The organism is Dyella acidisoli, from assembly GCF_030160295.1.
Lineage (GTDB): Bacteria > Pseudomonadota > Gammaproteobacteria > Xanthomonadales > Rhodanobacteraceae > Dyella_B > Dyella_B acidisoli.
Window position 1 is genome coordinate 100,655 of the sequence record NZ_BSOB01000025.1, and the last position, 24,210, is coordinate 124,864.

At 59.9% G+C, this 24,210-nt stretch carries 23 protein-coding genes and 1 riboswitch; of the genes, 6 read left to right on the forward strand and 17 right to left on the reverse strand.

Annotated elements, in window-relative coordinates; all coding sequences use genetic code 11:
• Positions 1 to 240 precede the first annotated feature (240 nt).
• The gene (locus QQJ86_RS13825; RefSeq protein ID WP_284321542.1) at positions 241 to 981 is read right to left on the reverse strand and encodes a Crp/Fnr family transcriptional regulator; all 741 of its coding nucleotides are present in this window, start codon (positions 979 to 981) and stop codon (positions 241 to 243) included.
• 355 nt (positions 982 to 1,336) lie between these two features.
• Between QQJ86_RS13825 and QQJ86_RS13830 the strand changes: the two genes are divergently transcribed.
• Both QQJ86_RS13830 and QQJ86_RS13835 read left to right on the forward strand, forming a co-directional pair.
• Positions 1,337 to 2,065 (forward strand): hypothetical protein, encoded by a 729-nt coding sequence (locus QQJ86_RS13830; RefSeq protein WP_284321543.1) that lies wholly within the window; start codon positions 1,337 to 1,339, stop codon positions 2,063 to 2,065.
• Positions 2,066 to 2,107: 42 nt separating this feature from the next.
• Positions 2,108 to 2,638: a papain-like cysteine protease family protein gene (locus QQJ86_RS13835; RefSeq protein ID WP_284321544.1), complete on the forward strand. Its 531-nt coding sequence runs from the start codon at positions 2,108 to 2,110 to the stop codon at positions 2,636 to 2,638.
• A gap of 7 nt (positions 2,639 to 2,645) precedes the next feature.
• Here the strand turns inward: QQJ86_RS13835 and QQJ86_RS13840 are convergent, their stop codons facing one another.
• Positions 2,646 to 3,395 (reverse strand): glutathione S-transferase family protein, encoded by a 750-nt coding sequence (locus QQJ86_RS13840; RefSeq protein ID WP_284321545.1) that lies wholly within the window; start codon positions 3,393 to 3,395, stop codon positions 2,646 to 2,648.
• A 288-nt stretch (positions 3,396 to 3,683) separates the two neighbouring features.
• Between QQJ86_RS13840 and QQJ86_RS13845 the strand changes: the two genes are divergently transcribed.
• Both QQJ86_RS13845 and QQJ86_RS13850 read left to right on the forward strand, forming a co-directional pair.
• Positions 3,684 to 6,032 carry a S9 family peptidase gene (locus QQJ86_RS13845; protein WP_284321546.1) on the forward strand — a complete coding sequence of 783 codons (2,349 nt, stop codon included), beginning with the start codon at positions 3,684 to 3,686 and terminating at the stop codon, positions 6,030 to 6,032.
• A gap of 4 nt (positions 6,033 to 6,036) precedes the next feature.
• On the forward strand, positions 6,037 to 7,044 hold the full coding sequence (locus QQJ86_RS13850) for a DUF2268 domain-containing putative Zn-dependent protease (RefSeq protein WP_284321547.1): 1,008 nt from the start codon (positions 6,037 to 6,039) through the stop codon (positions 7,042 to 7,044).
• Here the strand turns inward: QQJ86_RS13850 and QQJ86_RS13855 are convergent.
• From QQJ86_RS13855 to QQJ86_RS13870, 4 genes are all read right to left on the reverse strand, one after another.
• A complete protein-coding gene (locus tag QQJ86_RS13855) occupies positions 7,038 to 8,252 on the reverse strand; it encodes an ABC transporter permease (RefSeq protein ID WP_284321548.1) in 1,215 nt (404 codons plus the stop codon). The two genes, QQJ86_RS13850 and QQJ86_RS13855, sit on opposite strands and share 7 nt — an antisense overlap.
• A gap of 8 nt (positions 8,253 to 8,260) precedes the next feature.
• On the reverse strand, positions 8,261 to 9,562 hold the full coding sequence (locus QQJ86_RS13860) for an ABC transporter permease (protein ID WP_284321549.1): 1,302 nt from the start codon (positions 9,560 to 9,562) through the stop codon (positions 8,261 to 8,263).
• A 117-nt stretch (positions 9,563 to 9,679) separates the two neighbouring features.
• Entirely contained in the window at positions 9,680 to 11,503 is a 1,824-nt protein-coding gene (locus QQJ86_RS13865; RefSeq protein ID WP_284321550.1) for a M56 family metallopeptidase, read from the reverse strand.
• 1 nt (position 11,504) lies between these two features.
• Positions 11,505 to 11,891: a BlaI/MecI/CopY family transcriptional regulator gene (locus QQJ86_RS13870; protein ID WP_284321551.1), complete on the reverse strand. Its 387-nt coding sequence runs from the start codon at positions 11,889 to 11,891 to the stop codon at positions 11,505 to 11,507.
• A gap of 191 nt (positions 11,892 to 12,082) precedes the next feature.
• On the opposite strand from QQJ86_RS13870, the gene QQJ86_RS13875 reads away from it, so the two are divergent.
• Positions 12,083 to 12,751: a DUF2076 family protein gene (locus tag QQJ86_RS13875; RefSeq protein ID WP_284321552.1), complete on the forward strand. Its 669-nt coding sequence runs from the start codon at positions 12,083 to 12,085 to the stop codon at positions 12,749 to 12,751.
• Between the two features lie 93 nt (positions 12,752 to 12,844).
• Here the strand turns inward: QQJ86_RS13875 and QQJ86_RS13880 are convergent, their stop codons facing one another.
• The 3 genes from QQJ86_RS13880 to QQJ86_RS13890 form a co-directional block, all read right to left on the reverse strand.
• Positions 12,845 to 13,708 (reverse strand): class I SAM-dependent methyltransferase, encoded by an 864-nt coding sequence (locus QQJ86_RS13880; protein ID WP_284321553.1) that lies wholly within the window; start codon positions 13,706 to 13,708, stop codon positions 12,845 to 12,847.
• Positions 13,709 to 13,786: 78 nt separating this feature from the next.
• The gene (locus tag QQJ86_RS13885; RefSeq protein WP_284321554.1) at positions 13,787 to 14,224 is read right to left on the reverse strand and encodes a GNAT family N-acetyltransferase; all 438 of its coding nucleotides are present in this window, start codon (positions 14,222 to 14,224) and stop codon (positions 13,787 to 13,789) included.
• Between the two features lie 15 nt (positions 14,225 to 14,239).
• Positions 14,240 to 15,256: a ribonucleotide-diphosphate reductase subunit beta gene (locus QQJ86_RS13890; RefSeq protein WP_284321555.1), complete on the reverse strand. Its 1,017-nt coding sequence runs from the start codon at positions 15,254 to 15,256 to the stop codon at positions 14,240 to 14,242.
• A 178-nt stretch (positions 15,257 to 15,434) separates the two neighbouring features.
• On the opposite strand from QQJ86_RS13890, the gene QQJ86_RS13895 reads away from it, so the two are divergent.
• Entirely contained in the window at positions 15,435 to 15,731 is a 297-nt protein-coding gene (locus QQJ86_RS13895; protein ID WP_284321707.1) for a GIY-YIG nuclease family protein, read from the forward strand.
• 50 nt (positions 15,732 to 15,781) lie between these two features.
• Here the strand turns inward: QQJ86_RS13895 and QQJ86_RS13900 are convergent, their stop codons facing one another.
• The 8 genes from QQJ86_RS13900 to QQJ86_RS13935 form a co-directional block, all read right to left on the reverse strand.
• Positions 15,782 to 18,289, reverse strand: a complete 2,508-nt coding sequence (locus QQJ86_RS13900; protein ID WP_423372853.1) for a ribonucleoside-diphosphate reductase subunit alpha — start codon at positions 18,287 to 18,289, stop codon at positions 15,782 to 15,784.
• Between the two features lie 195 nt (positions 18,290 to 18,484).
• Positions 18,485 to 18,698: riboswitch (cobalamin riboswitch) on the reverse strand.
• Between the two features lie 104 nt (positions 18,699 to 18,802).
• Complete coding sequence (locus tag QQJ86_RS13905) at positions 18,803 to 19,099, reverse strand: hypothetical protein (RefSeq protein WP_284321556.1); 297 nt, start codon at positions 19,097 to 19,099, stop codon at positions 18,803 to 18,805.
• 51 nt (positions 19,100 to 19,150) lie between these two features.
• A complete protein-coding gene (locus QQJ86_RS13910) occupies positions 19,151 to 20,569 on the reverse strand; it encodes a DUF2867 domain-containing protein (protein ID WP_284321557.1) in 1,419 nt (472 codons plus the stop codon).
• Between the two features lie 26 nt (positions 20,570 to 20,595).
• The gene (locus tag QQJ86_RS13915) at positions 20,596 to 20,916 is read right to left on the reverse strand and encodes a metalloregulator ArsR/SmtB family transcription factor (RefSeq protein WP_284321558.1); all 321 of its coding nucleotides are present in this window, start codon (positions 20,914 to 20,916) and stop codon (positions 20,596 to 20,598) included.
• 159 nt (positions 20,917 to 21,075) lie between these two features.
• Positions 21,076 to 21,462: a peptidase C13 gene (locus QQJ86_RS13920; RefSeq protein ID WP_284321559.1), complete on the reverse strand. Its 387-nt coding sequence runs from the start codon at positions 21,460 to 21,462 to the stop codon at positions 21,076 to 21,078.
• A gap of 87 nt (positions 21,463 to 21,549) precedes the next feature.
• On the reverse strand, positions 21,550 to 22,656 hold the full coding sequence (zapE, locus tag QQJ86_RS13925) for a cell division protein ZapE (protein WP_284321560.1): 1,107 nt from the start codon (positions 22,654 to 22,656) through the stop codon (positions 21,550 to 21,552).
• Positions 22,657 to 22,821: 165 nt separating this feature from the next.
• Positions 22,822 to 23,508, reverse strand: a complete 687-nt coding sequence (locus QQJ86_RS13930; RefSeq protein ID WP_284321561.1) for an alpha/beta hydrolase — start codon at positions 23,506 to 23,508, stop codon at positions 22,822 to 22,824.
• Positions 23,509 to 23,643: 135 nt separating this feature from the next.
• The gene (locus QQJ86_RS13935; RefSeq protein ID WP_284321562.1) at positions 23,644 to 24,165 is read right to left on the reverse strand and encodes a c-type cytochrome; all 522 of its coding nucleotides are present in this window, start codon (positions 24,163 to 24,165) and stop codon (positions 23,644 to 23,646) included.
• Positions 24,166 to 24,210: the final 45 nt, after the last annotated feature.

Below are 24,210 nucleotides of genomic sequence, written 5' to 3' on the forward strand. Positions count from 1 at the left end.
CGCAAAGAAAAGTGACTCGGGCCCTTTAGGGTCCGAAAGCTCCGAAAGCGCCGCAGGCAATGCCCCAACACCACAACATACCCAGCTGAGGCAAGACGCTAATCAGGTCCCGAGGGGAGAAGGGCTTAAGTGGCGTTGGTTGGGGGCAAACCCCAACATCGCGATGTATGCGTGCATGGCAACGTTGGGATTTGCACCCCAACTCACGCAGCTCGATGCGTCAGAAGTTCGGAATCGACCTCAAGAAGCAGCAGCATGCGCCATGCTGCGCATCAGAGCCACATCGGTGATCAGCAGGGAATCCTGCGTCCAGCTCACCAGGCCGCTGCGGCGCCAGGCTTGCAGTTGTGCATTGAGCTTGGGGCGACTGGCATTCACCATGGAAGCAAGCAGACTTTGGCTTGAGGGCATGGGTATCACAATGCCGTCCGGCACCTGCCGCCCGCATTCGTCCACAGCGGAAAGGAAATAGCGCGCCAGCCTTGATTCGAGACGGTGCAGGCCCAGCGACTCGATCAGCGCGGCCACGTCGCGCAGCCTCGATGACAGTAGGGCGAGCAAGCGATTGAGAAACAATGGCTCGGCCATCAGTACAGCGAAGTGATGCCGACGCAGTATCAACACGTGCGTCGGTGCGCCGGCCAAAGCGGCTGTGTCGCGGCGTTTGTTGTCGATCAGCGCCGTTTCGCCGACAACATCACCGGCCGGGAAACTGTCGACGATCAATTGGCGTCCGTCGGGACCATGCACGATGGTGTGAATGCAACCGGCGACCACGATGGCGATGAAATCCTGCGGGTCGTTCTTCAAGAAAAGCACATCACCGCCTTGCAGGCGGCGTTCGCCGGCATGCGTGGCCACATGCTGGATCAATAGGTCAGGCATGTCGCGGAACAATCGTGCTCGCTTGACGCTGACGGCGCGCTGCGCCTGTACCGAGGATGCTCGATCATCCTCGGTGGAACATTCCTTCGCTTCCACCGTGCTCCCCCCGGATCAATGATCTTGCAACGTCCTTGGACGTTTCCCGGGCCTTCTCGTGAATGGTCCGGATGAAATAGCCCGTCTGCTGCGAGATGGACATTGGCTGGAAGCATCAACCGTGCCTGACGTCTCGACATAACCTTCACGCTGTTCCAGCAGCAAAGTGCTCTACGCGCCACCATTTCTTGCGCGCGAGGTTTTTCACACGCGGCGTTCGCCGACGTCCATGGTGGACATGAATTCTTCAACGTTGCTTGCGCTCATGCGGTTGGTCGGCTCGCGCAGCCCCTCCGGCAAAGGCGAATCCCCGGTTGCTCAAACCGTCCCTTCGGATGTCCAAGGAGAAGAACCCATGCGTGTGATCAAGTATCAGGAGCAGGGCTCCACTATCAGTGCCCGTTATGTCGTCGATGTCGGCGGTACGTTCGTGCAGGGCGACAACGTCGAGAAGATCGGCCTGTTTCAGATCTGCCGATTCAAATGGAACGGCATTCCAGTCACCGACAAGGTGGAAGTGCTGTCCGCCGATTGGATCGGGCAAGGTCGCGAGAACGACACCAAGAGGAACACCATCAACGCCAATGGGTGGTTCGTCGACAACTTCTTTCGCGTCGGCGTGCAGCAGAGCCCTTACTACGAAGAGAGTTTCGGTGAGGGTGTACTGGAAGGACAAACGCAGATCATCAACCGCGATCTCGGACAGACGGAGTTCGTCGACCACTGGTTTCATATCGGTGGATGGCCAGCCGATTTTGACACCTGGGTGAATGCGCAGAATCACTGCCTGCCTGTCGGCAACGGTGCACAGACCTACGTGTACCTGTGGGATACGCCCATGCAGCCGCAGGGCGTGTCGCTGGAATTCAAAGTGCACCTTCTCGGCACCCGCACGGACGGCAGTTATTTGCTCGGCCCGGGCTACTATTGGGCGTGGCACAGCCACTCGCCGGACAACACGGCGACGGGCGGCAGCAGTGCGATCACCGCAGTTGATCAGGTTCCCGATAACGACGTCAGCAGCTGCCTGCAAATGTGGGTGGCGGCGAACAAGAACGGCAAGAAGGTTGCCGTTGGCGGTTGAGCACAAACACCTGTCCATCCACCCTTACAGAGGCTACGAAACATGCCCGTGTTGCAGCATTTTCCCACCGCGCAGCAAGCTGATCCCAATTCATGCTGGGCCTGCGCCGCGCGCGAAATCATCAACTGGTACAACCAGCTCGGACTTTCGGGCGGGCAATCCTATGTGAGTGACAAAGCGTTGGCGGACGCCTGGGCTGTCGCCTCGCACAACAACGTGCACGCGGACATCCACATGCAGCAATCGGCCGCTGCGGCGCTGGAGGACCTGGGATTTACCAACAACATCGACGATTACCCCCTTCCTACGAGGGATGAAATCATCGCGTGGATCAATCGAGGCCGGCCCTTGCTCGCGATCGTCGGTCATACGTTGCCGGTGCCCAGCCCCAATCCGGACTACCAGAATGGCCATTGGGTGGTGATCGTAGGCATCGTGCAGCTTGGTCAGACTTACAAGTTGCATGTGTTCGATCCGGATGACGGAATGATCCATCACGTGGATTACGATGCTGCGCTCTATCGCCACGGCATGTATTGGCAGAACACCTCGTACGTAGACCCGTATCCGTGACGAGACGTCAGCCCCGCGGCAAACCGTGCCGCGGGGTATGGGTTGCCATGGTTTCGCGCGTAAGCGGCGCTCCTGCTGCGGCCAGTGCGTCGCGCTGCTGCGCCAGCGGAAGCCGCAGGATGCTGTCTTCCAATCGCCCCAGTTTCTGGAACGAAGGCAACGCAAGCATCCGCTGCACGAACGCAGCAGTGCGCGTCCATCGCTGCGCGTCCACTACGTAGCGCACGAACGAAGCCGTGCGGAAGTAGCAGGCAATGGCGATGTCGGCAATGGAAAGCTCGCCGAAGATGAATCCATCCACCGGTAGCTGCGTTTCCAGGTAATCCAGCGCGGCGGGAATCTGCACCTCGCGTGCGTGCTGCACGATGGTCTCGTCGGTGGGCTCCTGGAAAACGTAGCGGCGAACGGCGAGCTGATAGAACAGCCGCCAGATCAACAGATCTGCCAGATGCGTATCGGCATATTCCTCCAGCCAGCGTGCCTTGGCGCGCTGTGCAATATCGGATGGATAAAGCGCAGGCTGTGGATGCTTGTCTTCCAGGTATTGGCAGATCACCGAGGAATCGTTGAGCACCAGCTCGCCGTCGATCAGCACCGGTATGCGGCGCAAGGGACTCAGGCGGCTGAAATCGTCGTTGCCAATGAACGGCGTAATCGGGTCGATCTGGTAATCGAGCCCTTTCAGATCCATGCATACGAGTACTTTGCGTACGTAGGGCGAAATGTAGTTGCCGATGATGGTGTATGGCTGGGACATGCCGTGACTCCGGATAGGCGTGGGGCACCACGACGTTGTTTATTGTCCCCTCCCCTACGTGTAGTAGGGGAGGGTAGGGTGGGGTGAAGCAATCTCGCGTTGAATTCAAACTGTATCGCAAGCTCAAGCAACCCCGCCCCAACCCTCCCCTGCAGCGGCAGAGGAGGGAGCAACACGTCGAGACCTTTGGCAGGGGTCGAAACCCGACCACAGCCACTACGATGAAAGGTCGTGACAAGATTGGGGGGCGGCCGCCTCGGCGGCCATTCGTTTTCAATGGGAGCAAACATGCGTTCGATAATCGGCACGTCGCGCTTGCACGGCGCACTGGTGTGTGGACTGCTGACCTTGGGGTTGATCCCGGGTGGCGCGATGGCCGCGGGAGGCACGCTCACGGCGCAGGATTATGCGCAGGCCGAGCGTTATATGCCGTACACCACGATGCCACTGGTGGATCACCTGGTGCGTACCGTGCATTGGCTGGATGACACGCACTTCTGGTATGAAGACCACGACGCCAGCGGCGATCATTATCTGCGCATGGACGCGACGAACGGCAAAGCCGCGCCGCTGCTCGACCAGGCGAAGCTTGCCGCGGCGCTGGTCAAGGCCGGCAAGAAAGACATCAAGGCCGACAAGCTGGGTATCACCGAATTCCGCGTTGCCGCCGACGGGCGTGACGATATCCAGATCGGCGACGCGCATTACTTGTGCAATCTGCAAGCAGCCGGCGAATGCGTGGACAAGAGCACGCTGGTGAAAACCGGCAAGGAACCCGGCGTGCTGTCGCCCGACCGTAAGCAGGAAGCCTTCATCCGCAATTGGAATCTGTGGGTGCGCGACGTTGCCACTGGCAAGGAAATCCAGCTCACCACGGATGGCATCGAGAATTTCGGTTATGCCACCGACAACGCCGGCTGGCAGCACACCGACAGGGCCATCCTCGAGTGGTCGCCCGATTCCAAGCAGATCGCCACCTTCCAGCAGGATCAGCGCAAGACCGGCGACATGTACCTGGTGACCACCAAGTTGGGTCATCCGGAATTGCAGTCATGGAAATATCCGTTTGCGGGTGACGAGCACATCACCATGATCGAGCGAGTGGTCATCGACGTGCCGACACATGCGGTGGTGCGCTTGAAGATGCCGCCGGATCAGCATCGCTCTTCACTGTGCGACGACGTGAGCTGCGGCCGGAAGGGTGGTTGGGATGATGTGAAATGGGCGCCGGACGGCAAGACGGTGGCCTTCGTCTCCACGTCGCGCGACCACAAGCACGAAACCTTCCGCATTGCCGATCCGAAAACCGGCGAAGTGCGCACGGTGTTCCATGAAGACGTTGCCACCTATTACGAGAGCGGCAATGGCGAGGTGAACTGGCGCTACCTGCCCGACACGCACGAAGCGATCTGGTTCAGTGAGCGCAACAACTGGGGCAATCTGTATCTATACGATCTTGGCAACGGCCAGCTCAAGCGCGCCATCACGGATGGTCAAGGCAACGTCACTGAAGTGCTGCGAGTGGATGCGAAGACGCGCACCGTGTGGTTCCGTGGCGTGGGACGCACATCGGGCATCAATCCGTATTATCAGCAGTTCTGGAAAGTGAGCCTGGATGGTGGCCAACCAGTGCTGCTCACGCCGGAGCCTTCCGATCACACCATTACCTTGTCTGATGATGGCAAGTATTTCGTCGACAGTTATTCCACGACCACCCAACCGCCGGTGACCGTGCTGCGCGATGCGAACGACGGGCATGTCATCACTACCGTCGCCAAGACCGACATCAAGCGTCTGCTCGCTACCGGCTGGCAGCCGCCGGAACAGATCGTGGTGAAGGCGCGTGACGGCAAGACCGATCTGTACGGCCTGATGTTCAAGCCGACCCATTTCGATCCGACGAAGAAGTATCCGATCGTCAATTACGTCTATCCCGGACCGCAGACCGGTTCGGTGGATGGATTCGATTTCCAGTCGTCGCATCGTGACAACCAGTCGCTGGCGGAACTCGGCTTCATCGTGGTGGCGGTCAACGGCATGGGCACGCCATGGCGCTCCAAGGCGTTCCACGATGCGTGGTTCGGCGACATGGGTGACAACACGCTGCCGGACCAGGTGACGGCCATCAAACAGCTTGGTCAGCGCTATCCGTGGATCGATCTCGATCGCGTGGGCATGTGGGGCCACTCCGGTGGCGGCAATACCACGGCGGATGCAATGTTCCGCTATCCAGACTTCTTCAAGGTGGGTTGGGCCGAAAGCGGCAACCACGACAATCGCCTGTATGAGGATGACTGGGCCGAAAAGTGGCAGGGCCTGCTGGTGACGAACAAGAACGGCAGCACCAACTACGACAATCAGGCCAACCAGCTCATCGCCAAGAACCTCAAGGGCAAGTTGATGCTGGTGCACGGTTCGATTGACGACAACGTGCCGCCCTACAGCACGTTGCTGGTGGTGGACGCGCTGATCAAGGCGAACAAGGATTTCGACATGCTGTTCTTGCCTAACCAGCACCATGGTTACGGCTCGGATACCCCGTACATCACGCGCCGTCGTTGGGACTACTTCGTGCAGTACCTCGCTGGCGATACGCCGCCGAAGGAATACTCGCTGAAGCCCTGGCCTTGGAAGTGATGGAATGAAGGCGAGCAGCAGCAAGGCATTCTGTCTGACACTGCTGCTCGCATGCATGGTGCCTGCGTCCGGTAGGGAGGCGCCATCGATCACCACGTCGTTTACCGAATTCTGGTCCGCAGCTAAGGGAAAGCCGTTTCTGCAGCAGGAGCACGCCTGGAACCGCAGCATCGAATCACTGCGTCGTGACGTCTACGACACAGTGGTGTGGGAAAAGCAACACGATCCGTACTGGCAGGCGCGCCGGCAGATATGGCTGCAGAAGCGCTTTGAGCGATATCCCGCCTTGGCGGCGGATATTCCCGTCGAAGTGCGCGCCTTGCAGGATGCTGTTGCACATCAGTCGGTGCGCTTCAAGACGCTGTTCCCGGATGCCGATGCGCATCCGCCTGTAACGATCCTGCTCGCACCCAACTTCGACGCGAAGAGTGGCGTACTTGGTAATGGCAAGCCGGTGCTGGTATTCGCCGTCGATACGCTGCTGCTGGAACACGCCAACCTCGACATCGTGGTGCCGCATGAGCTGTTCCATCTGTATCACGCGCAGCATGCGGGCATTCGCAATGATGGCGTGATGCCAGATGCGCCGCTCACCTTGCCGCTGTTCGAAGAGGGGCTGGCCACGTATGTGAGCGGTGAGCTTTCGCCGGGACACACGGATGGTGAGCTGCTGCTTGAGGACGAGCTTGGCGCCATTCCCGCGAACCAGCTGCCGGAGATCGCTCGACGCTTTCTCGCGGATGCGAGGAGCAAGGCGATCGATCCCGAACATCCGGATATATTCAAGCGCTGGTTCAATGCTGCACCCAGGCCCTATCAGCAAGGCTTGCCCAATCGCAGTGGCTACTGGCTCGGCCTGCAATTGATCCGCCACTTGCGCCGCAGCTATGCGCCGGCACACATCGCAGCGTGGTCGCCAGAGCAGGCCGACGCACAGATAACGGCGGCATTGCAGCAGGTCGGTTCGCAGGAATTGCCATCCCGGCAAACAAAAAGTGCTGAAGCTCATTGAGCGCGCACCGCTACCACGGGCGGTACCGTCGAGGCGCGCAACGCTGGGCCAAGCACGGCAAGCTGCCCAAGCAGCCACAACACCGGTGCGCCGATCGCCAGATAGAGCGCGGGCAGGCGTGATTGCTCGTAGTACTGCATCAGTACGGTGTTCAATGCGTAGGCAAGCAGACAGCCCAGCAACACACCGATGCTCACGATCAAGAAATTCTCGCACTGGAAATAGAGCAGGATGTCCCGCTGCGTTGCGCCCACCGCACGACGAATGCCGATGGAGCGCCGGCGTTGCTGTACCCAGAAACTGGACAGACCCGAAATACCCAACGCGGTAACGATCAGCAAGCCCACTGCAGCAGCGATCAGCAAACCGATCATGGTGCGGTTGCGATGAAAGAAATCGATACGCAATTGCTCGAAAGTCTGGGCATGCCGAAGGATGCGGTTGCCGTACAGGCGTTCGAGCACTTGCGCAGCCTGCTTCAAGATGCGCTCGCGATCCTGCGGGGCACTACGCAGCACATAGGTCACATCGTTGCCATCCGGCAGCATCGGCAACAGAGTGGCGTAGTCGTTGTCGGTGCTTTCATGTGCCTGCGGACGTTGTAAATGATCGATGACACCGACGATGCGCACGGGTTTATCGCTGGGGTAGATCGATTTGCCGAGTGGATCCTGGCCTGGGAAAAGCTTCTCCGCCAACGCGCGCGTCACGATGGTGGCAGATACTTGGTCAAGGCCATCCCAATCGCGCGCGCTGCCTTCCGGTACGTATTCGTCGGGTAGAAAGTCGCGTCCCGCTATCAGGTGCACGCCCAGCGTATCCGCCTCGCCGGGTGTGCCGCTGAACACGCTTGCCGTCGTGCGGGCCGTTCCGTCTGGCGTCAACTGAATGCCATTGCTCCAGTCGTGATGATTGAACGGTAGCGCACCGACGGCGGCCGCTGATTTCACGCCGGCTATTGCGCGTAGCGCCGCAAGATCCGCTGCATGGCGAACCAATGGTTGCGCGTTGTCATCCAGGTCGGTGCTCTCGATCAGCGCCACCTCGTTTTCTGCGATACCGCTGGACTGGCGCATTTGTTGTACGCGGTCGATGATCATGAAGGCGACGTTGCACACGATGGCGCAGGTCAGGCCGACCTGCAGCATCAACAACAGCGCGGTTAGCTTGTGGCGTGAAAGTGTGGCGACGACGGGCGGCAATGACATGATGAGCCTCACTGAGTTTTCAATTGCAGCGCGGGCGTGATGTTGCAGGCGCGCCATGCCGGCAGCAGTCCGGCGAATAGGCCGGCGATCACGGCCAGCGCAAAAGTGCCTAGCAGCATGGCGCCGTCCATATGAGCCAGATGCGCGTAGCCATCCGGTCGCCGCCGCACGCTCCACAAGCCGAACTCAGCCAGTGCCAAGCCGAGTAAGCCGCCAGCCAGTCCGACCATGCCGGCTTCGATGCCTAACTGCAGAAAGACGTCGCGTCGCCGCGCACCGAGCGCCCGCCTCACGCTGATCTCTCCGTTTCGGCGCAGAAACTTGGCCAACAGCAGGCCGACGATGTTGAGCATGCACACGCCGAGGAAGCCCAGCGCTAGCCACAGCTGCAGGTGCAGATCGCCAGGCACTACGTGTTGATTGTTCAGCCAGTCCATCAGGCTGTAGAGCTGCGCATTCACCGGGCGCGGGAAGCGGCCGTGTGCCTGCTGATCGCGCCAATAATCGGCGAGGAAAACTTGATATGCGCGCGCCTTGTCTGCGCTGTCCAGTTCCACCCAGAACTGCAGCCAGGTGCAATGATCGCTCTTGCGCGCATCGCCGCCACTACCCCAGCACCACATGCGGCCACTGGTAGCGAAGTTCAGTTCCTGCGCGGTTTGCAGCGGGACGAAGAATTGGTCGACGCTGCCAAATGCGGCGTTGTCGATCTGTGCGTAGAAGGTGGGTTGTGGCTGCCAGTCGTCGAGCACACCGACGACACGAAAGTCGGTGTTCTTCAAGCGCACGCTGCGCCCGATACTCGCTACGTCGCCGAACAGCTTGCGATTCAACGAAGCATTGAGTACGACCACGCGTGCGTGATGGGCATCGTCCTGCACATTCCAGCCGCCGCCGGCGCGAAATGGCGTGCTGAACATCGGAAAGAAATCGGCGGTGACGTAATGCCCCGATTCGAAAAAGGGACGCAGCGATGCCTGGGCTGGTTGAATCGGCAGGGTTCCCGCTGCCATCGCCGCTTGCCGATCTGCGCGTGCTGTGCGCAGCAGATACATCGCATCCGTCCAGGTCATGGCGCCATCCGCTGCGCTGTCTTTGGCTTTGACGCGGCTGATCGGATGCGGATCGATCACCGGCACGTATAGGTGTGCACTGTGGCCAGGCAGCGGATCGCCGGACATCACATGTAGCACGGTGATCATGGTCATGCTGGCGCCAATGCCGAGCCCGATGGCAAGCACCATCAGCGCCGTGATGATTCTGCTGCGTTTGAAACTAGATAGAGCGAGCAAGGAGTAGTAGCCAAGCATCGTCAGTTTCCCTGTGCGTAAGACGCAGTGCCCTAACCGCCTACCCAGGTAGGTGGTGGATGCATGTTTGGATGTGTTGCCGAATGGTCGGTGCGCATCTCGCTGCGCACCGATGTGTTACCGATCGGTGGGTTTTGGCAAATCCTTGGAGATAGCCTCGCCGAGCAACGTGTCTAGCTGCCGGTCCATGTCTTGCGAGCTGAGCTGCTGTTGCTTGGACATGGCTTTTTCGCGCCTTGAAAGCGCTGTTTCCTGCTTGGACAGCGCAACGGATTCCTGGTCGAGCTCCTTGCTTTCGCGTTGTATTTCGGCCTGCTCGGCGTCGATCCCGCGTAATTGGCCCTCAAGGCTGGCTTCGTTGCCGGCGTTATTCTGCGATTTCGTTGCTGAGCGCAGGGCTTCACCTTGGGCCTCGATGGCGGCACGGCGGCCCTCCACGTCTGCTTGGCGGGATGCAAGCGCGCCCCGCCGCGCGGCCAGCGCGGCCTGTTGTCCGGCAAGCGCACCTTGCTGGCCAGCCAGCTCACCTTGTGCCTGTGCGAGTTGCGCGGATTGCGCGTAGATGTCCTTCGCTTGGCGGATCACATCGGCATTGTGGATCACATAGGTTTTGTCGTTCCGACGCAGCAACAGCACCGAACCTTCGGTTTTATGCAGACGCTGCGCCTCGGCAAGGTCTGCCTCGCTACCGTCGACCACTATCGTGTCGCCATCCAGCAGGACGAAGCCGCGTTCTGCACCGGCCCGAGTGTCGATATCCACATGGTGGGCATGAGGGCCGAAATCAGCAGGCGCAGGCGGCTGGGGAGGTGGCGCCGGCAGCGGAGGCATTGCCGGTGGCGGCGGAGGCGGCGGAGGCGGAGCAGGCGGCACATAGGTGTTGGCGCCGGCTGTAGCCGGAGCTTGGGACACTGTGCTTGTTTGCTCCGCATTGGCTGTGGTCACGCGATAGGGCAGCACACCGACCAAGGCAATCGCCGCGACCAGCAACCAGCTCCGCATGCGCGGCGTCGTTTCACTTTGTTGCAGCATGAGCAAGCGCCTTTTCAGATTTTGGAAGGTCGAGGAAGCACCGGCGAGACTGGCGTGCATGGGGTCTACTACGCCCAGACGCACCAGCAGATGGCCATAGCAGTGCGGCGCGGCGCCATGACGCTGCAATACCTGCGCATCGCATGCGGCTTCTCGATATACCGCGTATTCGCGCACCGCCCAGCGCACTAGTGGATGGAAGAAGAACAGGCGTTGCGCGATTGCCGGTATCCAGCCCAGCCACAAGTCGCCACGCCGGATATGCGCCAGCTCATGCGCCATTGCCATCGCAAGCTCATCGGCGGACAGTGTTTGCTCGGCGGGCAACAGCACTACTGGCCGCCACAACCCGCAGACTTGTGGCGATACGATGGCTTGCGACACGCGCAGCGCCGGCACACGAGGCATGCCCAATGCTTGTGCCTGTCGCATGCACAGCGCATGCAAGGCGGTATCGGTGATCGGCTGGGCATGGCGCACCAGGGCACGGCTTTCAAGCCATTGCCGTATCGCCAGGCACGCCTGCAACAGCACAACGCAAAACCAAGCGATCACGATCGCCAACGGCCATGACCAGGCCGCTTGCTCCACTGCTAAGGACGCAGTAGGCGTGGCAAGCGTGGCTGCCGCGCCGGTATGTATATGCACATGGGCGGCAGCGTGCTCAATGGACGCAACAGGCATGGATGCTTTGGGTGTCAACCACCGCAATTGCACCGGCGTGCTGATGGCTACGCCTAGCACCAGCTGCGCTGCGACCAGCCACCAGAGCATGCAACGCACGGCGGGCGAGAGGCGCGGCAGCAGGCGTATGACCAGCCACAGCAGCGCGATCAACAAAGCCGCTTGCGCCGATGTCCAGGCGAGGCGGGCGAGCAAGGTATCAGCGAGCGTGCTGAAGGTATGCATGTCAGGATTCCTTGCGCCGCGACTGCAATTGCGTCACCAGGGCTTCCAGCTCGGCCAGTTCGCTGTCGCTCACTTCCCCTTTCTGCGACATCCACGCCACGAAGGGCGAAAGTGAGCCGGACAAGGTCTTCTCGACGAACTGGCCGACCGCGTTGCTCAATGCCTCATTGGGGCCGGTGGTGATGCTGTAGCGATACACACCGTTGAGGTGACGCCGCTTCAGATAGGACTTGGCGCGCAAGCGCTCCATCATCGTTAACACGGTGGAGCGGGCCAGGCCACGCGCTTCGCCGAAATCGGCGGCGACTTCGCCCACGGTGGCGTTCTCGTGCTCGGCCAGATAGTGCAGGAGTGCCAGCTCCTGGTCCCCGATGGATGGCTTGGGCATAGCAATCGGCTCGTGACTACAGATGTAGGCACGCTAACTCTGACTACATCTGTAGTCAATAGGCCAAAGGCCTAAGGAATCGTGAATCGCGGACGTCAACCACGACGACCAGCACCCTTGAGGTCACACATCCCGCGCATACTTCCGTCCTTGCCGGCATCGTGCCGTCATAGAAGCTAATCGGTGAACCCATGACTCCCCAGGAACAAACCCTCCTCGACGATTTCCTTCAGCGCCTGGCCGCCGTCAGCGGCGTAGCTAAAGATGCGCAGGCCGATGCGCTGATCCACCAGCGTCTGGCCAACCAGCCCGATGCGGTTTATCTGCTTGTACAGCGCTGCCTGCTGCAGCAGCACGCACTGGATGCGGCAAAGGCACAGATCGCGCAGTTGCAGGCGCAACAGGCGGGTCAGCAGGGCGGTGGCAGCTTCCTTGGCGGCGCCCAGCCCCAGCAGCCCGCATGGGGCGCGAACCCGCCGCCGATCCCGCCGCAGGCAGCTCCAGCGGCGGCACCGACATGGCGCGAACGTCTGTTTGGCGGCGCGCCGGCTGCTCCGCAGCAAAGCGGTGGTTCGAGCTTCCTCGCAAGCGCGGCCACTACCGCAGCCGGCGTCGCTGGTGGCATGTTCCTGTTTGATGGCATCGAAAACCTGCTTGGCGGCCATCATGGCGGTGGTTTCTTCGGCGGTGGTTTCGGTGGTGGACAGCCGGAAGTGATTGAGAACGTCACCGAGAACAACTTCTTCGATAACGGCAACAACAATTTGCCGAACGGTGGCGATCAGGATTTCACCTCCGACAATTTCGACGATGCCAATTTCGATAGCAGCAACTTCGACGACGACAACAGTTGGACGTGACTACTCGCGTAGGTTGTAAGCGCCCGGGGTTTCAGGCTCTGGGCGTCTTGATATTCAGATTGTGAAGAGAAGGAGCCCAGTGGCACTCCAAGATCATGGTTTGTGCGCCACGATAATCTGACTCTTAGGCAAGCAGCGATCCAGTGCTTTCTTGATAAGTAGCCCGTTTTGGCTTTCCAGCAAACTGCCCCAGGCAAAGGCCAGATGATCAAGCACTGGATGACGAGGGGTGAGGCTGGGTTGTGGATCGCACCACCACAGCCACCACCAGATGGCCCAATATGCGCCATGGCTGGAAACGGTGTCGATCACCAAACCGGCATCTGCCACCATTCGCTGAAATGCTTCCGGTTCGATAATCCGAATGTGATTAGGATGCTCGAAGTAAGACGGGTGAGCTATGTGTTTTTGCACGCCCTCGCTGAAGGGTGCGGGTACACAGATTAGGTAGCGTGCGCCCGGCGCACCAATACGTGCCAATTCGGCCATGAACAACGAAGTGTCCTCGACATGCTCTAGCACTTCGTTACAGATGACGCGTGTGCAGCGATCGTCGGCAATAGGAAATGGTGTGGCCCTCTGGCAATAAGATTCTACGTGTGGGTCATTCGCCTCCCAAAGTGCGCGGGCTGCATCCAGTGATGCTTTATCCGCATCCACAAGGATGACGTGCGCACCGTGGTCCGCGCAGAAGCGGGCATGCGTACCCCTCCCGCATCCGATATCCGCGACGAAATCGTGTGGACCGATCGGGAAGCCAGGATACAGCTCATGTGTTGCTTCGTTGAACCAACCGGAAAGTTTGTTATCCCGTAGCGGAACGTCATAGGGATCGAAGTTTTGGGGCAACGATGGTGCAGCATTCGAAACGGGTAGGGTTGCCTGTTCGAACAGGGAGTGATCGATTTCATAGGCAATGCGACGGAAAACCTTGGCCAGAAATCTGCGTGGTGTCATTCGTGGCTACCAGTCGATAGGTCGCGGTAGCATAGCCAATCATGTGCGGACTGTCCCTCGAACCACAAAGGCGTGCGCTCAGATCGTGGGCATCAGTTCTTTGGTGAAGAAAATACGGCTATTGCCGGGCGGATCGCTTGGGAAGCAGCCGTATTCGCGCCAACCATATTTTCGATAAAAGCCGGGCGCCTGGAAACTGTTAGTGTGCAGCAGGCCGATGTGGCAGCCGCGTCGGCGACCTTCCTCCTCGGCCATTTGCAGCAGCTTGCTACCCAGCCCGGCGCCGCGCATGGATTCGGGTAGAAAAAATACGTCGATAAAAAGCACTCCGCGCGAGGTGCGGCCATACAGACCACCCAATACTTCGTGTGCAATCGGATCCTTAACCAGCAATGCAATCGGTCGCTGATCGTCGATCCCGCTTGCTGTGCGGTTGAATTGATCGAGTTCGCGTCGGATTATCGCCAAATCGACGGAGTCAGGTGTGTCAGTCAGAACGATGTGTGGCGAGTCCATGCCGCCGATTATCCGTTAGAACGACATGTCGAAGGCAACCTCGCCTTCCACGCCCACCTGGTACGCCGACACGCGGCGCTCGAAGAAATTGGTGACTTCCTGCACGTCCTGCAGATCCATGAAGTCGAATGGGTTCTTCGCACCGTATTTCTTCGGCAGATCGAGCTGAACCAGGCGCTGGTCGGCGCAGTATTCCAAATACTGGCGCATGTCCTTCACCGACAGGCCGGCCACACCGCCGGAAAGCACGTCCTCGGCGAACTGCGTTTCGCAGGCGATGGCTTCTTCCAGCATCTGCTCGATCTGTGCGCGCATGTCCTCGTCGAACAGATCGGGCTCCTGCGCGCGCACGGTGCGCACTACGTCGAAAGCAAACGCCATGTGCCCCGATTCATCACGGAATACCCAGTTGGTACCCGAGGCCAGGCCGTGCAGAAGGCCGCGTGAACGCAAGAAGTACACGTAGGCGAACGCGGCGAAGAAGAACAAGCCCTCGATGCATGCGGCGAAGCAGATCAGATTCAGCAGGAACTGCCGGCGCTGCTCGCGCGTTTCCAGCCTTTGCAGGTTCTGGACGGAGTCGATCCACTTGAAGCAGAACGCACCCTTCTGCTGGATCGAAGGAATGTTCTCGATCGCCGCAAAGGCTTTGTTGCGTTCGTTCGGATCAGGGATATAGGTGTCGAGCAGCGTGAGGTAAAACTGCACATGCAGCGCTTCCTCGAACAGCTGTCGCGACAAGTACATGCGCGCTTCCGGTGCATTGATGTGCTGGTAAAGGTTCAGCACCAGATTGTTCGCCACGATGGTGTCGCCGGTGGCGAAGAAGGCAACCAGGCGATGGATCAGGTGGCGATCCGCGTCCGTCATCTTCGACTTCAGATCAGTGACATCGAGCGAGAAATCCACTTCCTCGACGGTCCAGGTGTTCTTGATCGCGTTGCGGTACATCTCGTAGAACTCGGGGTAGCGCATGGGGCGCAGGGTGAGTTCGAAGCCGGGGTCGAGGATGTGTTGGGGTTGGGGGGACATGAGAGCCTCGGAGGGTTGCTTAGGCCGTCATTCCAGCGAAAGCTGGAATCCAGTGACTTCCGTTGTGCCGATGATTTGCGTCGGTGAAAGGCTCTGGATCCCAGCTTTCGCTGGGATGACGATCGTGCGGGCTGGTGTGATCGGGCAAGCTCGAGCAGAGATCGAGCGGATGACTTTTATGCGTGAACGACAACCATGTGTTTATATTCTTGCCAATCGACGAAATGCGACGTTGTACATCGGTGTTACGTCGGACTTGCCGGGTCGTGTCTGGCAACACAAGCAGAGCATCGCCGAAGGTTTTACCGAACGCTACAGTGTGCATGATCTGGTTTGGTTTGAATTGCATGACTTGATGGAGTCTGCGATTGGCCGAGAAAAGGCGATCAAAGCATGGAAGCGAGCCTGGAAAATCGAGCTCGTCGAGAAATCCAATCCGTACTGGCGCGATCTTTACCTAGAAATCTGCGGCTGATTTGTTTCTTTGCCGCCGTCCCAGCGAAAGCTGGAATGACGGGTGTGAGGTTACTGGCAAGCCTCGCAGTACTCTGGGTTTTCCAAGGAGCAGAACACGGCAGCGGTGGCCACTTCCTGTGCGTCAGGTGCAGGTGTTGCGGAAACAGCGGCCGTCACCGTCGTCTTCGCGATCTTCGTCGCCGGCCGCGAACGCAAGTAGTAGGTGGTCTTCACGCCCGACTTCCATGCATACATGTACATCGAACTCAGCTGCCCGATGTTCGGATTCTCCATGAACAGATTCAGCGACTGACTCTGATCAATATAAGCACCGCGTGCAGCAGCAAGATCGATCAGCCCCTTCTGCGGCAGCTCCCACACGGTGCGATAGATCAAGCGCAGGCGTTCCGGGATCGCCGCAATACCCTGGATCGAACCTTCCGCCAGCTTGATCGCGTCGCGGACTTCAGATGTCCACAGGCCCAGCGATTTCAGCTCATCTACCAGATGGCGATTCACCACCAGGAAGTCGCCGGACAGCGTTTCGCGCTTGAACAGGTTGCTGACCTGCGGCTCGATGCACTCATAGCAACCGGCGATGGAGGCGATCGTCGCGGTGGGTGCGATCGCAATCAGCAGGGAGTTACGCAAGCCCTTCGCCTTGATGGCTTCGCGCAGCGCATCCCAACGCGCGATGTCGTGCTGTTTCGCATTCGGCCAGTAATCGAATTGAAGTTCGCCATTTGCCGCGCGGCTTTCGTCAAAGCCCGGATGCGCGCCATGTTGCTCAGCCAACGCGTTCGATTGCGCTAACGCGTTGTAATAAATCTCTTCGGCGATGCGCGTGGATAGCTCGAGCGCTTCGGCCGAATCGAACGGCAGGCGCAGTTTGAAGAACACATCTTGCAAGCCCATCACGCCCAAGCCTACCGGGCGCCACTTGCGGTTGGCGGTGGCGGCGGTGTCGATCGGATAGAAGTTCAGATCGATCACGCGATCGAGCTGACGTACTGCCGTGCGCACGGTGGTGGCGAGTTTGGCGAAATCGAAGGCGCCATCGACAACGTGACGGGCAAGATTGATCGAACCCAGATTGCACACCGCCGTTTCGCCGGCGCTGGTGACTTCCAGGATCTCAGTGCACAGATTCGAGAGATGGATGACGTTCTCGGTTTTGGCCGTCTGATTGCTCGTGGCGTTGCTGCGATCCTTGAAGGTCATCCAGCCGTTGCCGGTCTGCGCCAGCGTGCGCAGCATGCGTGCATACAATTCACGTGCCTTCACCGTTTTCACGGCCAAGCCTTCGGCTTCCGCCTGGTGATACGCGCGCTCGAACGTTTCGCCCCACGTGTCGACAAAGTGCGGCACGACCTTTGGATCGAATAGCGACCAGTTGCCGTCGTGCTCCACGCGGCGCATGAATTCGTCGGGAATCCAGTTGGCCAGGTTGAGGTTGTGCGTGCGGCGCGCTTCGTCGCCCGTGTTGTCGCGCAGTTCGAGGAACTCCTCGATGTCCGCATGCCACGGCTCCAGGTACACGCAAGCTGCACCTTTACGCTTGCCGCCCTGATTCACGGCGGCGACGGAGGCATCCAGCGTCTTCAACCACGGCACCAGGCCGTTGGAATGGCCATTGGTGCCTTTGATCAACGAGCCGCGCGAACGCACGCGCGAGTAGGCCAGGCCAATGCCGCCGGCGAACTTGCTGAGTTTGGCCACGTCGCCGTACTTCTCATAGATCGATTCCAGCGAATCCAGCGGCGAATCCAGCAGGAAGCAGGAACTCAGTTGCTCATGCGAGGTGCCCGCGTTGAACAGCGTCGGTGAGCTGGCGATGTATTCCAGCGAAGAGAAGAGGCGGTACAGATCCAACGCTTCGCCGATATCGTTGCCACCCAGTGCGCAGGCGATGCGCATGAAGAAATACTGTGGCGTCTCGATCACCTTGCGCAGCTGCGGATGACGCAGCAGATAACGGTCATACACCGTACGCAAGCCGAAGTATTCGAAGCGGCGCGTAGCGAGCGGATCGATCGCGTCGTTGAGCTTGCGCGAGTTCGCGGCGACGAAATCGCGCAGACGCGCGTTGACGATGCCCAGCTCCGCACCGCGCGCGATGGATTGCGAGAAGCTCTGGATTTCCTGCCCGCTCACTTCCTTGTCGATGAACGCGCCGAGCAGGCGTGCGGCAAGCTGGCCGTATTCGGGTTCTTCTGCAGTGAGTGCCGCAGCGGTGCGGATGGAAAGCTGATCCAGTTCTTGCGTGGTGGCGCCGTCATACAGGCCGCCGATGGTCTTCAGCGCCACGCGCAGCGGATCGACCCCGTGCAGGCCCTCGGCGCTGCGCGTGACCGCGCGGACGATCTTGTTGACGTCGACCACTTCTTGTCGGCCGCTGCGTTTGGTCACGCGCATCTGGCCGGGGTTGTGCGGGGGAGTCAGAGTGAAAGGTGCTTCGGCGGTAGCGGACATCGTTTCAGGAATGGCAGTGGCTGGCGCGTGAGCGTCGGCGGAAAAAGCGGATGACTCCGCGCGAACGTCAGTGCGCTCGCGCGATTCGGTATCGATAGGCTGCATGTCGGACGCTCCGGGCTGCGGAATCGGTCCGGTCCGGAAAGATCCGGTTCGTGCGGACAGACTCCTTGGACTCAACCACCTGCTCCCGCGCGCAGGGCTGATGTGGCGGCTTGCCGTGGTCGTGCGCCCGATACGTGTGACTTCCACGTCGTGCGTACGCCTCTCCCGCGGAGGCCGTCACTGGCGACAGGGCACTCCGGCCATGCCGTGTCGGCAGGTCTTCGGACTTTGCGGATGTGGGTTGGAGGATGCTCCGACCCGCCTACTCGCCCCGCTTCCCGGCCCTAAAGGCCAGTGCGACTTGAGCTTTCGTCTCCGCTTACCGCTGCGGGGCAGTTCCGGATTCGCACCGGATTCCCTAGCCATCTCGAAATAGTCCGACATGGCGACCGACGAGGCACAACATATCGGGGTCGACCCCGTCGGTCAACCCAATAATTTGTGGATAAGCCAGTGGATAAGCGGCACGAGTCCAGCCGCCATGCGGCTTGCCGGCTCATCGAGATTTTTTGGCTACCGCGTGATGGCGACGATGATTCCCAGCCACATCAGCACCAGGCCCGCGGCAAAACTGCGCCGTGCCGGCGCGATGCGCTCGATGGCACCCTCCGGCACTGGCGTGGTGGCAATCCAGATCGTTGCGCCCAGCGCGAAGAAGCTGAGGAAGGCCAGGCACACCACCACGACGTCGCGCATGTTCCAGGGCGTTGGTTCATGCACGCCCCAATAACCAAGAAAGGCCATGCCCATCGCCGACATGGTGGCGGAAGCCGAACAGAGCCCGACGACCGAACCGGTGGGTGCGCGCATGCGGGCGACTCCGTGGGAGTGGTGCGTGGATCGTAGCGCAGCAGGCGTGCCTTAACGGAGGCGCTGCTTGCGCAGTACGTGCTCGACTGCCTGTCGCAGCAAGGTGGGCGTGACGTAGCGTTGGTGAACGCGATTGATCAACGTCATGTAGACATGCCCGAACACATTCGTGCAGCGCACGCGGGTGCCCAGGGTGAAATCGATGCGATCGCCGTGAACGACCACGCCCGCGCATGAGCGAAAGAGCAGATGTTTGTCGTTGGCGCCCAGGATGACCTGGCTGCGCGTGTTGAAAAGATCGGATGCCTGCTCGCGCACCGGAAAACGTCCGGCGAATAGATGATCGTTCGGTGGCGACAGCAGCGAAGACACAGGACATCCAAGCGGCGAAGTTCGCAGACCTAACGGCTTCACCAGCAGATTGCGCAGTCCCATCAGAAAGCTCACGCTTGGCGGCGGGCTCTGCATGAATGCTTCGAGCAATCCGGCGAGCAGCGCGTGCGAACCGCGGCGTGCAAGTAAAGGTTCGACGAGGGTGACCAGGCAATGGTCTTCGTGGTGGACAGGGCCATCATTCAATTGCAGGCGAAGCAGCGAGCCATCGGGGGCCGCGGTCAGCGCGATGGCGGCCGGTTCGCTGTTCCACCAATAACCGCCTCGCTTTTCCCACCTTGCGACGAATCCCCTGAGTCTGCCGATAGCGCGGCGTGCGATGCCGCACAGCCTGCTCTGCAACGAGCCTGCGGGTGCTTCCAGCGACAACGCAGTCGTGGGGATGTGTACGTGCCGGAGCGACGTAACGCGCAAAAGGTCCGCGACGCTCGACGGCGGCAATTCCGTCAAGCCCGGAAGCGTAGCCTGGTTCGCCAGCACTTGCTGTTTAAGATCATCGGGCAGGGCACCGCCAAGCTCATTGGTATGGCATGAAATGGCGAACAAGGCCGGATGCCTTGAATCCTCCTGCAATGGCGTGAACTGATGCCATGTCCCACCGCCGAACCGGACGGTGAAAAGACAGTCGGGTGGAATTTCCACGCAACGCATCTCGGCGATGAAGTTGGCCGGGTCCTGTGCAATCTCGGCGTCAGTTGCGGTAGAGAAGCGCAGTCGCGCGCCGCCGCTGCCGGATACGGCGGTAAAAACACGATGCCCGGCATGCCGGTGAAATGGATGGCCATTGGCGCCCACCGTAAAGGTGTAGAGCGACGTAGCATCACCTTTCAGGAAGTCGGTATCGCCAATACGTGCAGAAGGCTCATCCAATTCATCGCGGAAGTTGTCGTGGGTGCGCTGCCTGCCCAGCACGCCGACGAACAACGACGTACCGGCGCCGTGACCGAGTTGCCCGATCAGGGAAACTTCGATCGGTAAGCCGCTGTTGGCTGAAGGTAGTTGTACCGATGGAAAACTTCTCACGGTACGAGGCGGCGGTGAGAATGCAGGGCCTGAAACAGCTTGTGCAACTGACATGACTATCCCCCTGTAAACGCGCTGAATCAGGCATTCCGCTTAGTGGAACGCAGCTGGCGAGATTCACGCTTCAATGGCCTGCCATGTGGGCATATTTCGAACGCAAAGCCGGTCAGCGTATTGACGAGATTGTCGCTATTGAGCCGGTAGTAGACGTATTGACCGCGCCGTTCGCTGCTGACCAGTCCGGCGGTTTCCAATATCGACAAGTGGCGCGATACGGCGGGTGCGCTCATGGCGAATCGCCCGGCGATTTCCCCCGCTGTCAGTTCCTGTGCGGAAAGGTAGGCCAGTATTTCGCGCCGTGGGCGCGAAGCCAGCGCTTCGAAAACGCGGTCGAGAGCCATGGAGTAAATTAAGCAATTAACGAATTAGTTAATTATTTACTGGCATTGAGGCGGCGTGTCAAGAGGCAGGCTGGGGTGCAAACCCCAACGTGGCGATGCATGGAGATGGCGATGTTGGGATTTACACCCAACCTGCGAGCTACCGAAAGATGGGGCGATCTACATGCTTACGTCGATTTCGATTGGGTAGTTCACTGTATCCGGCAACTTTGGCGGAGCCGGAAACGTCCATGCGGAAAACTGGCCTGCAAGGCACTTTGCAACAGGCGTCGGCGCGCGCACTTCCACATTGAGCGGATGCCCGTCAGGTGAGATATCGGCGACCAGCGTGAAGGGTGACTTGTCCGCGGGTGCATTGCTGGTCAGGCAGGCTTTCAACGCATCGGTCATCGGATTGCCGGTCTTGGCCCAGAACTGTTTCTGATAGGCCGGGCCGGTGGAGCTGGCTTCGATCATCTTCGCGCGCTGTACGCGTGCGATGAAGGTGTCCGTTGAAGTGGCGGGTTGCGCGCCGGCAAGCAATGCGATGGCAATGATGGTCAGCATGACGGCGATCCATGGGGAGGCGGAAAGCGGCACCGTACAGCAGGTGCAGTGCGGCGTGAAGTGCGTAGGTTAGGGTTTGCCCCCAACCTACGGACGGTGCTCCAGCGCGAGGTATTCCTCGCTCTGCATCTCGATCAATCGCGATTCCGTGCGTCCGAACTCAGCACGCAGTCGCTCGCCGTCGTACAACTCGGTAATCGGCGCTGCGGCAGAAAGAATCAGTTTTACGTGTCGGTCGTAGAACTCGTCGACAAGTTGCACGAAGCGTTTGGCCGGGTCCTCGCTGTAGATAGTGAATTGCGGCACATTGGAGATGATGATCGCCGGGGCTGTCTTGGCGAGCGCGATGTAGTCGGCGACCGCGCGTGGTCCGTCGCACAGCGCAGCGAAGTCGAACCAGAGAATGTTGCTTCTGTGCTTGCGTACCGGAATCGGGCGATCGTTGATGATGATCTCACCGCCTTCGATGATCTCGCCCTGTGCCTGGCTGGAAAAAATTCGCTGCAATGCGCGTTCTGCTTCGGCACTTGGTGGTGTGTGGTACACCGGCGCATGCGTGAGTGCGCGCAGGCGCCAGTCATGCGCGGAAATCATTTCCACGACGTGGCAGTGCTGTTTGATGGATGCAATCGCGGGAAGGAAGCGTGCGCGCTGCAGTCCATCCTTATAGAGATTGTCGGGTGCGGTGTTGGAGGTGGTTATCAGCGTGACGCCACGGGCGAACAAGGCGTCCAGCAGATTGGACAGGATCATCGCGTCGCCGATGTCGTTGACCAGGAATTCGTCCAGGCACAGCACACGACAGCGTTGTGCAATGCTCGCGGCCACTTCCACCAGCGGATCTTGCCGCGCACCGAGTTCGCGCAGGTGTTCGTGCACTTCGCCCATGAAACGGTGGAAGTGACGCCGCAGCGCCACGCCGTGCGGAAGGCTGGCGGCGAACAGATCCATCAGAAAGGTTTTGCCTCGTCCGACGCTGCCCCATAGGTACAGGCCAGGCACAGCCTCGCGCTCTTCACCGCCGAGCAGCGATTTGAGACGGCCAAACAGGCCGTTGCCGTTTTCGCGTGCGGTACACAATGCCGCTTGCATGCGATCGAATTCTGGCAGCACAGCAAGTTGCGCGGGATCGGAGGACCAGCGATGTGCAGCAACGCCTTCCTGGTAACGCGCGCTGGGGGATAGGTCGGTCATGAAGCAATCTTGCGTGATCGTTGATTGTTAACCCCAACTGCCGTCATTCCCGCGAAAGCGGGAATCCACTTTTGCCTTTCTTGCAGGAGCAAGATGGATTCCCGCTTTCGCGGGAATGACGGCCATTGGAGCAGGCTGAGCGTTCGGTGCGTCCGAGCTGGCACATCACTCGCGCGCAGGCGGCAAATAATCCTGCATCCAATGTTTCACCGCTCCGCGCAGATCCATTAAACGACGATGGAAGAAATGCCCGGTCTCCGGCATGCGCACCAGTTCCGGCGGATGTTCGAGGCTGTCGATCCAGTCGAACACGGCTTGTGGTTCAACCACCTCGTCTTCCTCACCCATCACCACCAGCCACGGGCAGGTGGGTAGTGCGAGTGTTTCGAGAGACCAGCGGCCCACCGGCGGCGCGATGCTGATCAGCGCCTCAGCTTTCAGCTTCACGGCGTTGCGCAACGTCACGTAACTGCCGAAGGAAAATCCGGCCAGCCAGAGCACGTCGTCAGGACGGACCTCCCGCACCCACGCGATCACGGCAGCAAGATCGTCGCTTTCGCCTTTGCCGTTGTCGTACTCGCCGGCGGATTCCCCGGCGCTGCGGAAATTGAAGCGCAACGTGTCCAGGCCGCATTCGCGCAGGCTGCGTTCGAGCATGGTCACCACTTTATTGCGCATGGTGCCGCCATCCTTGGAGTTGGGATGGCAGATCACTGCAATGCCGCGACGGGCACAGGGATGTTCAGCCACGTCGCTAATGGCCTCGAGTGGGCCGACGGGGCCTTGCAAAGTGAACTCGGTGAGTTGGTCCGGGAAGGCGGACGGGTCGGAGGAAGGGGCAGCGGATGTCATGCAGTAATGATAGCTGCCCGGCTTGATGCGCGTTTTCTACATGCGCTTGATGATGAGCGCGCTTCTATCGATAGGGAGAGGGCTAAAACAAAACGCCGCCCGAAGGCGGCGTTGCATGCAGAGCGGGATCGAAAATTATTTCGCCTGATCCACGATCCACGTCACCGCCGCTTTCACCTGCGCGTCGTTCAGCGAAGGATTGCCGCCCTTCGCCGGCATGAAATTGCCATCCGGACCCTTGTAGCCGTCGGTGGCGTGCTTGATCAGCGTATCCAGGCCTTCCGCGATGCGAGGTGCCCACATCGACTTGTTGCCCAGCACGGGCGCGCCCGCCACGCCGGCGGTATGGCAGCTGTGGCAGAGGTTGTCGTAGATGGTCTTGCCGTCGGTGGTGCCGCCATAGGCGACTTGCGCGGCGGCGGCTTTGGCAGCGGCGTCCTGTGCGGCCAGCATGGCGGCGCGGCCGGTGTTGCCGGCGTAGACGGCGCCGTTGGGAGCGAGACTGGCGGAGAGTTGTTTCGCGGTGCCCGGATCGGTTTCCTTGGGTTCGTGCTCGTAGATCGTCCAGGCGGTAAAGATCAGGACCAGGGTCAGTACACCGAGACCGGCGATAAGCAGCGAGAACTGATGAAGGAAGCTCTGGTCGGATTTGCTCATGGAACCGCTCACACAAGTACTCCAGTCATCGAATGATTAATCTGG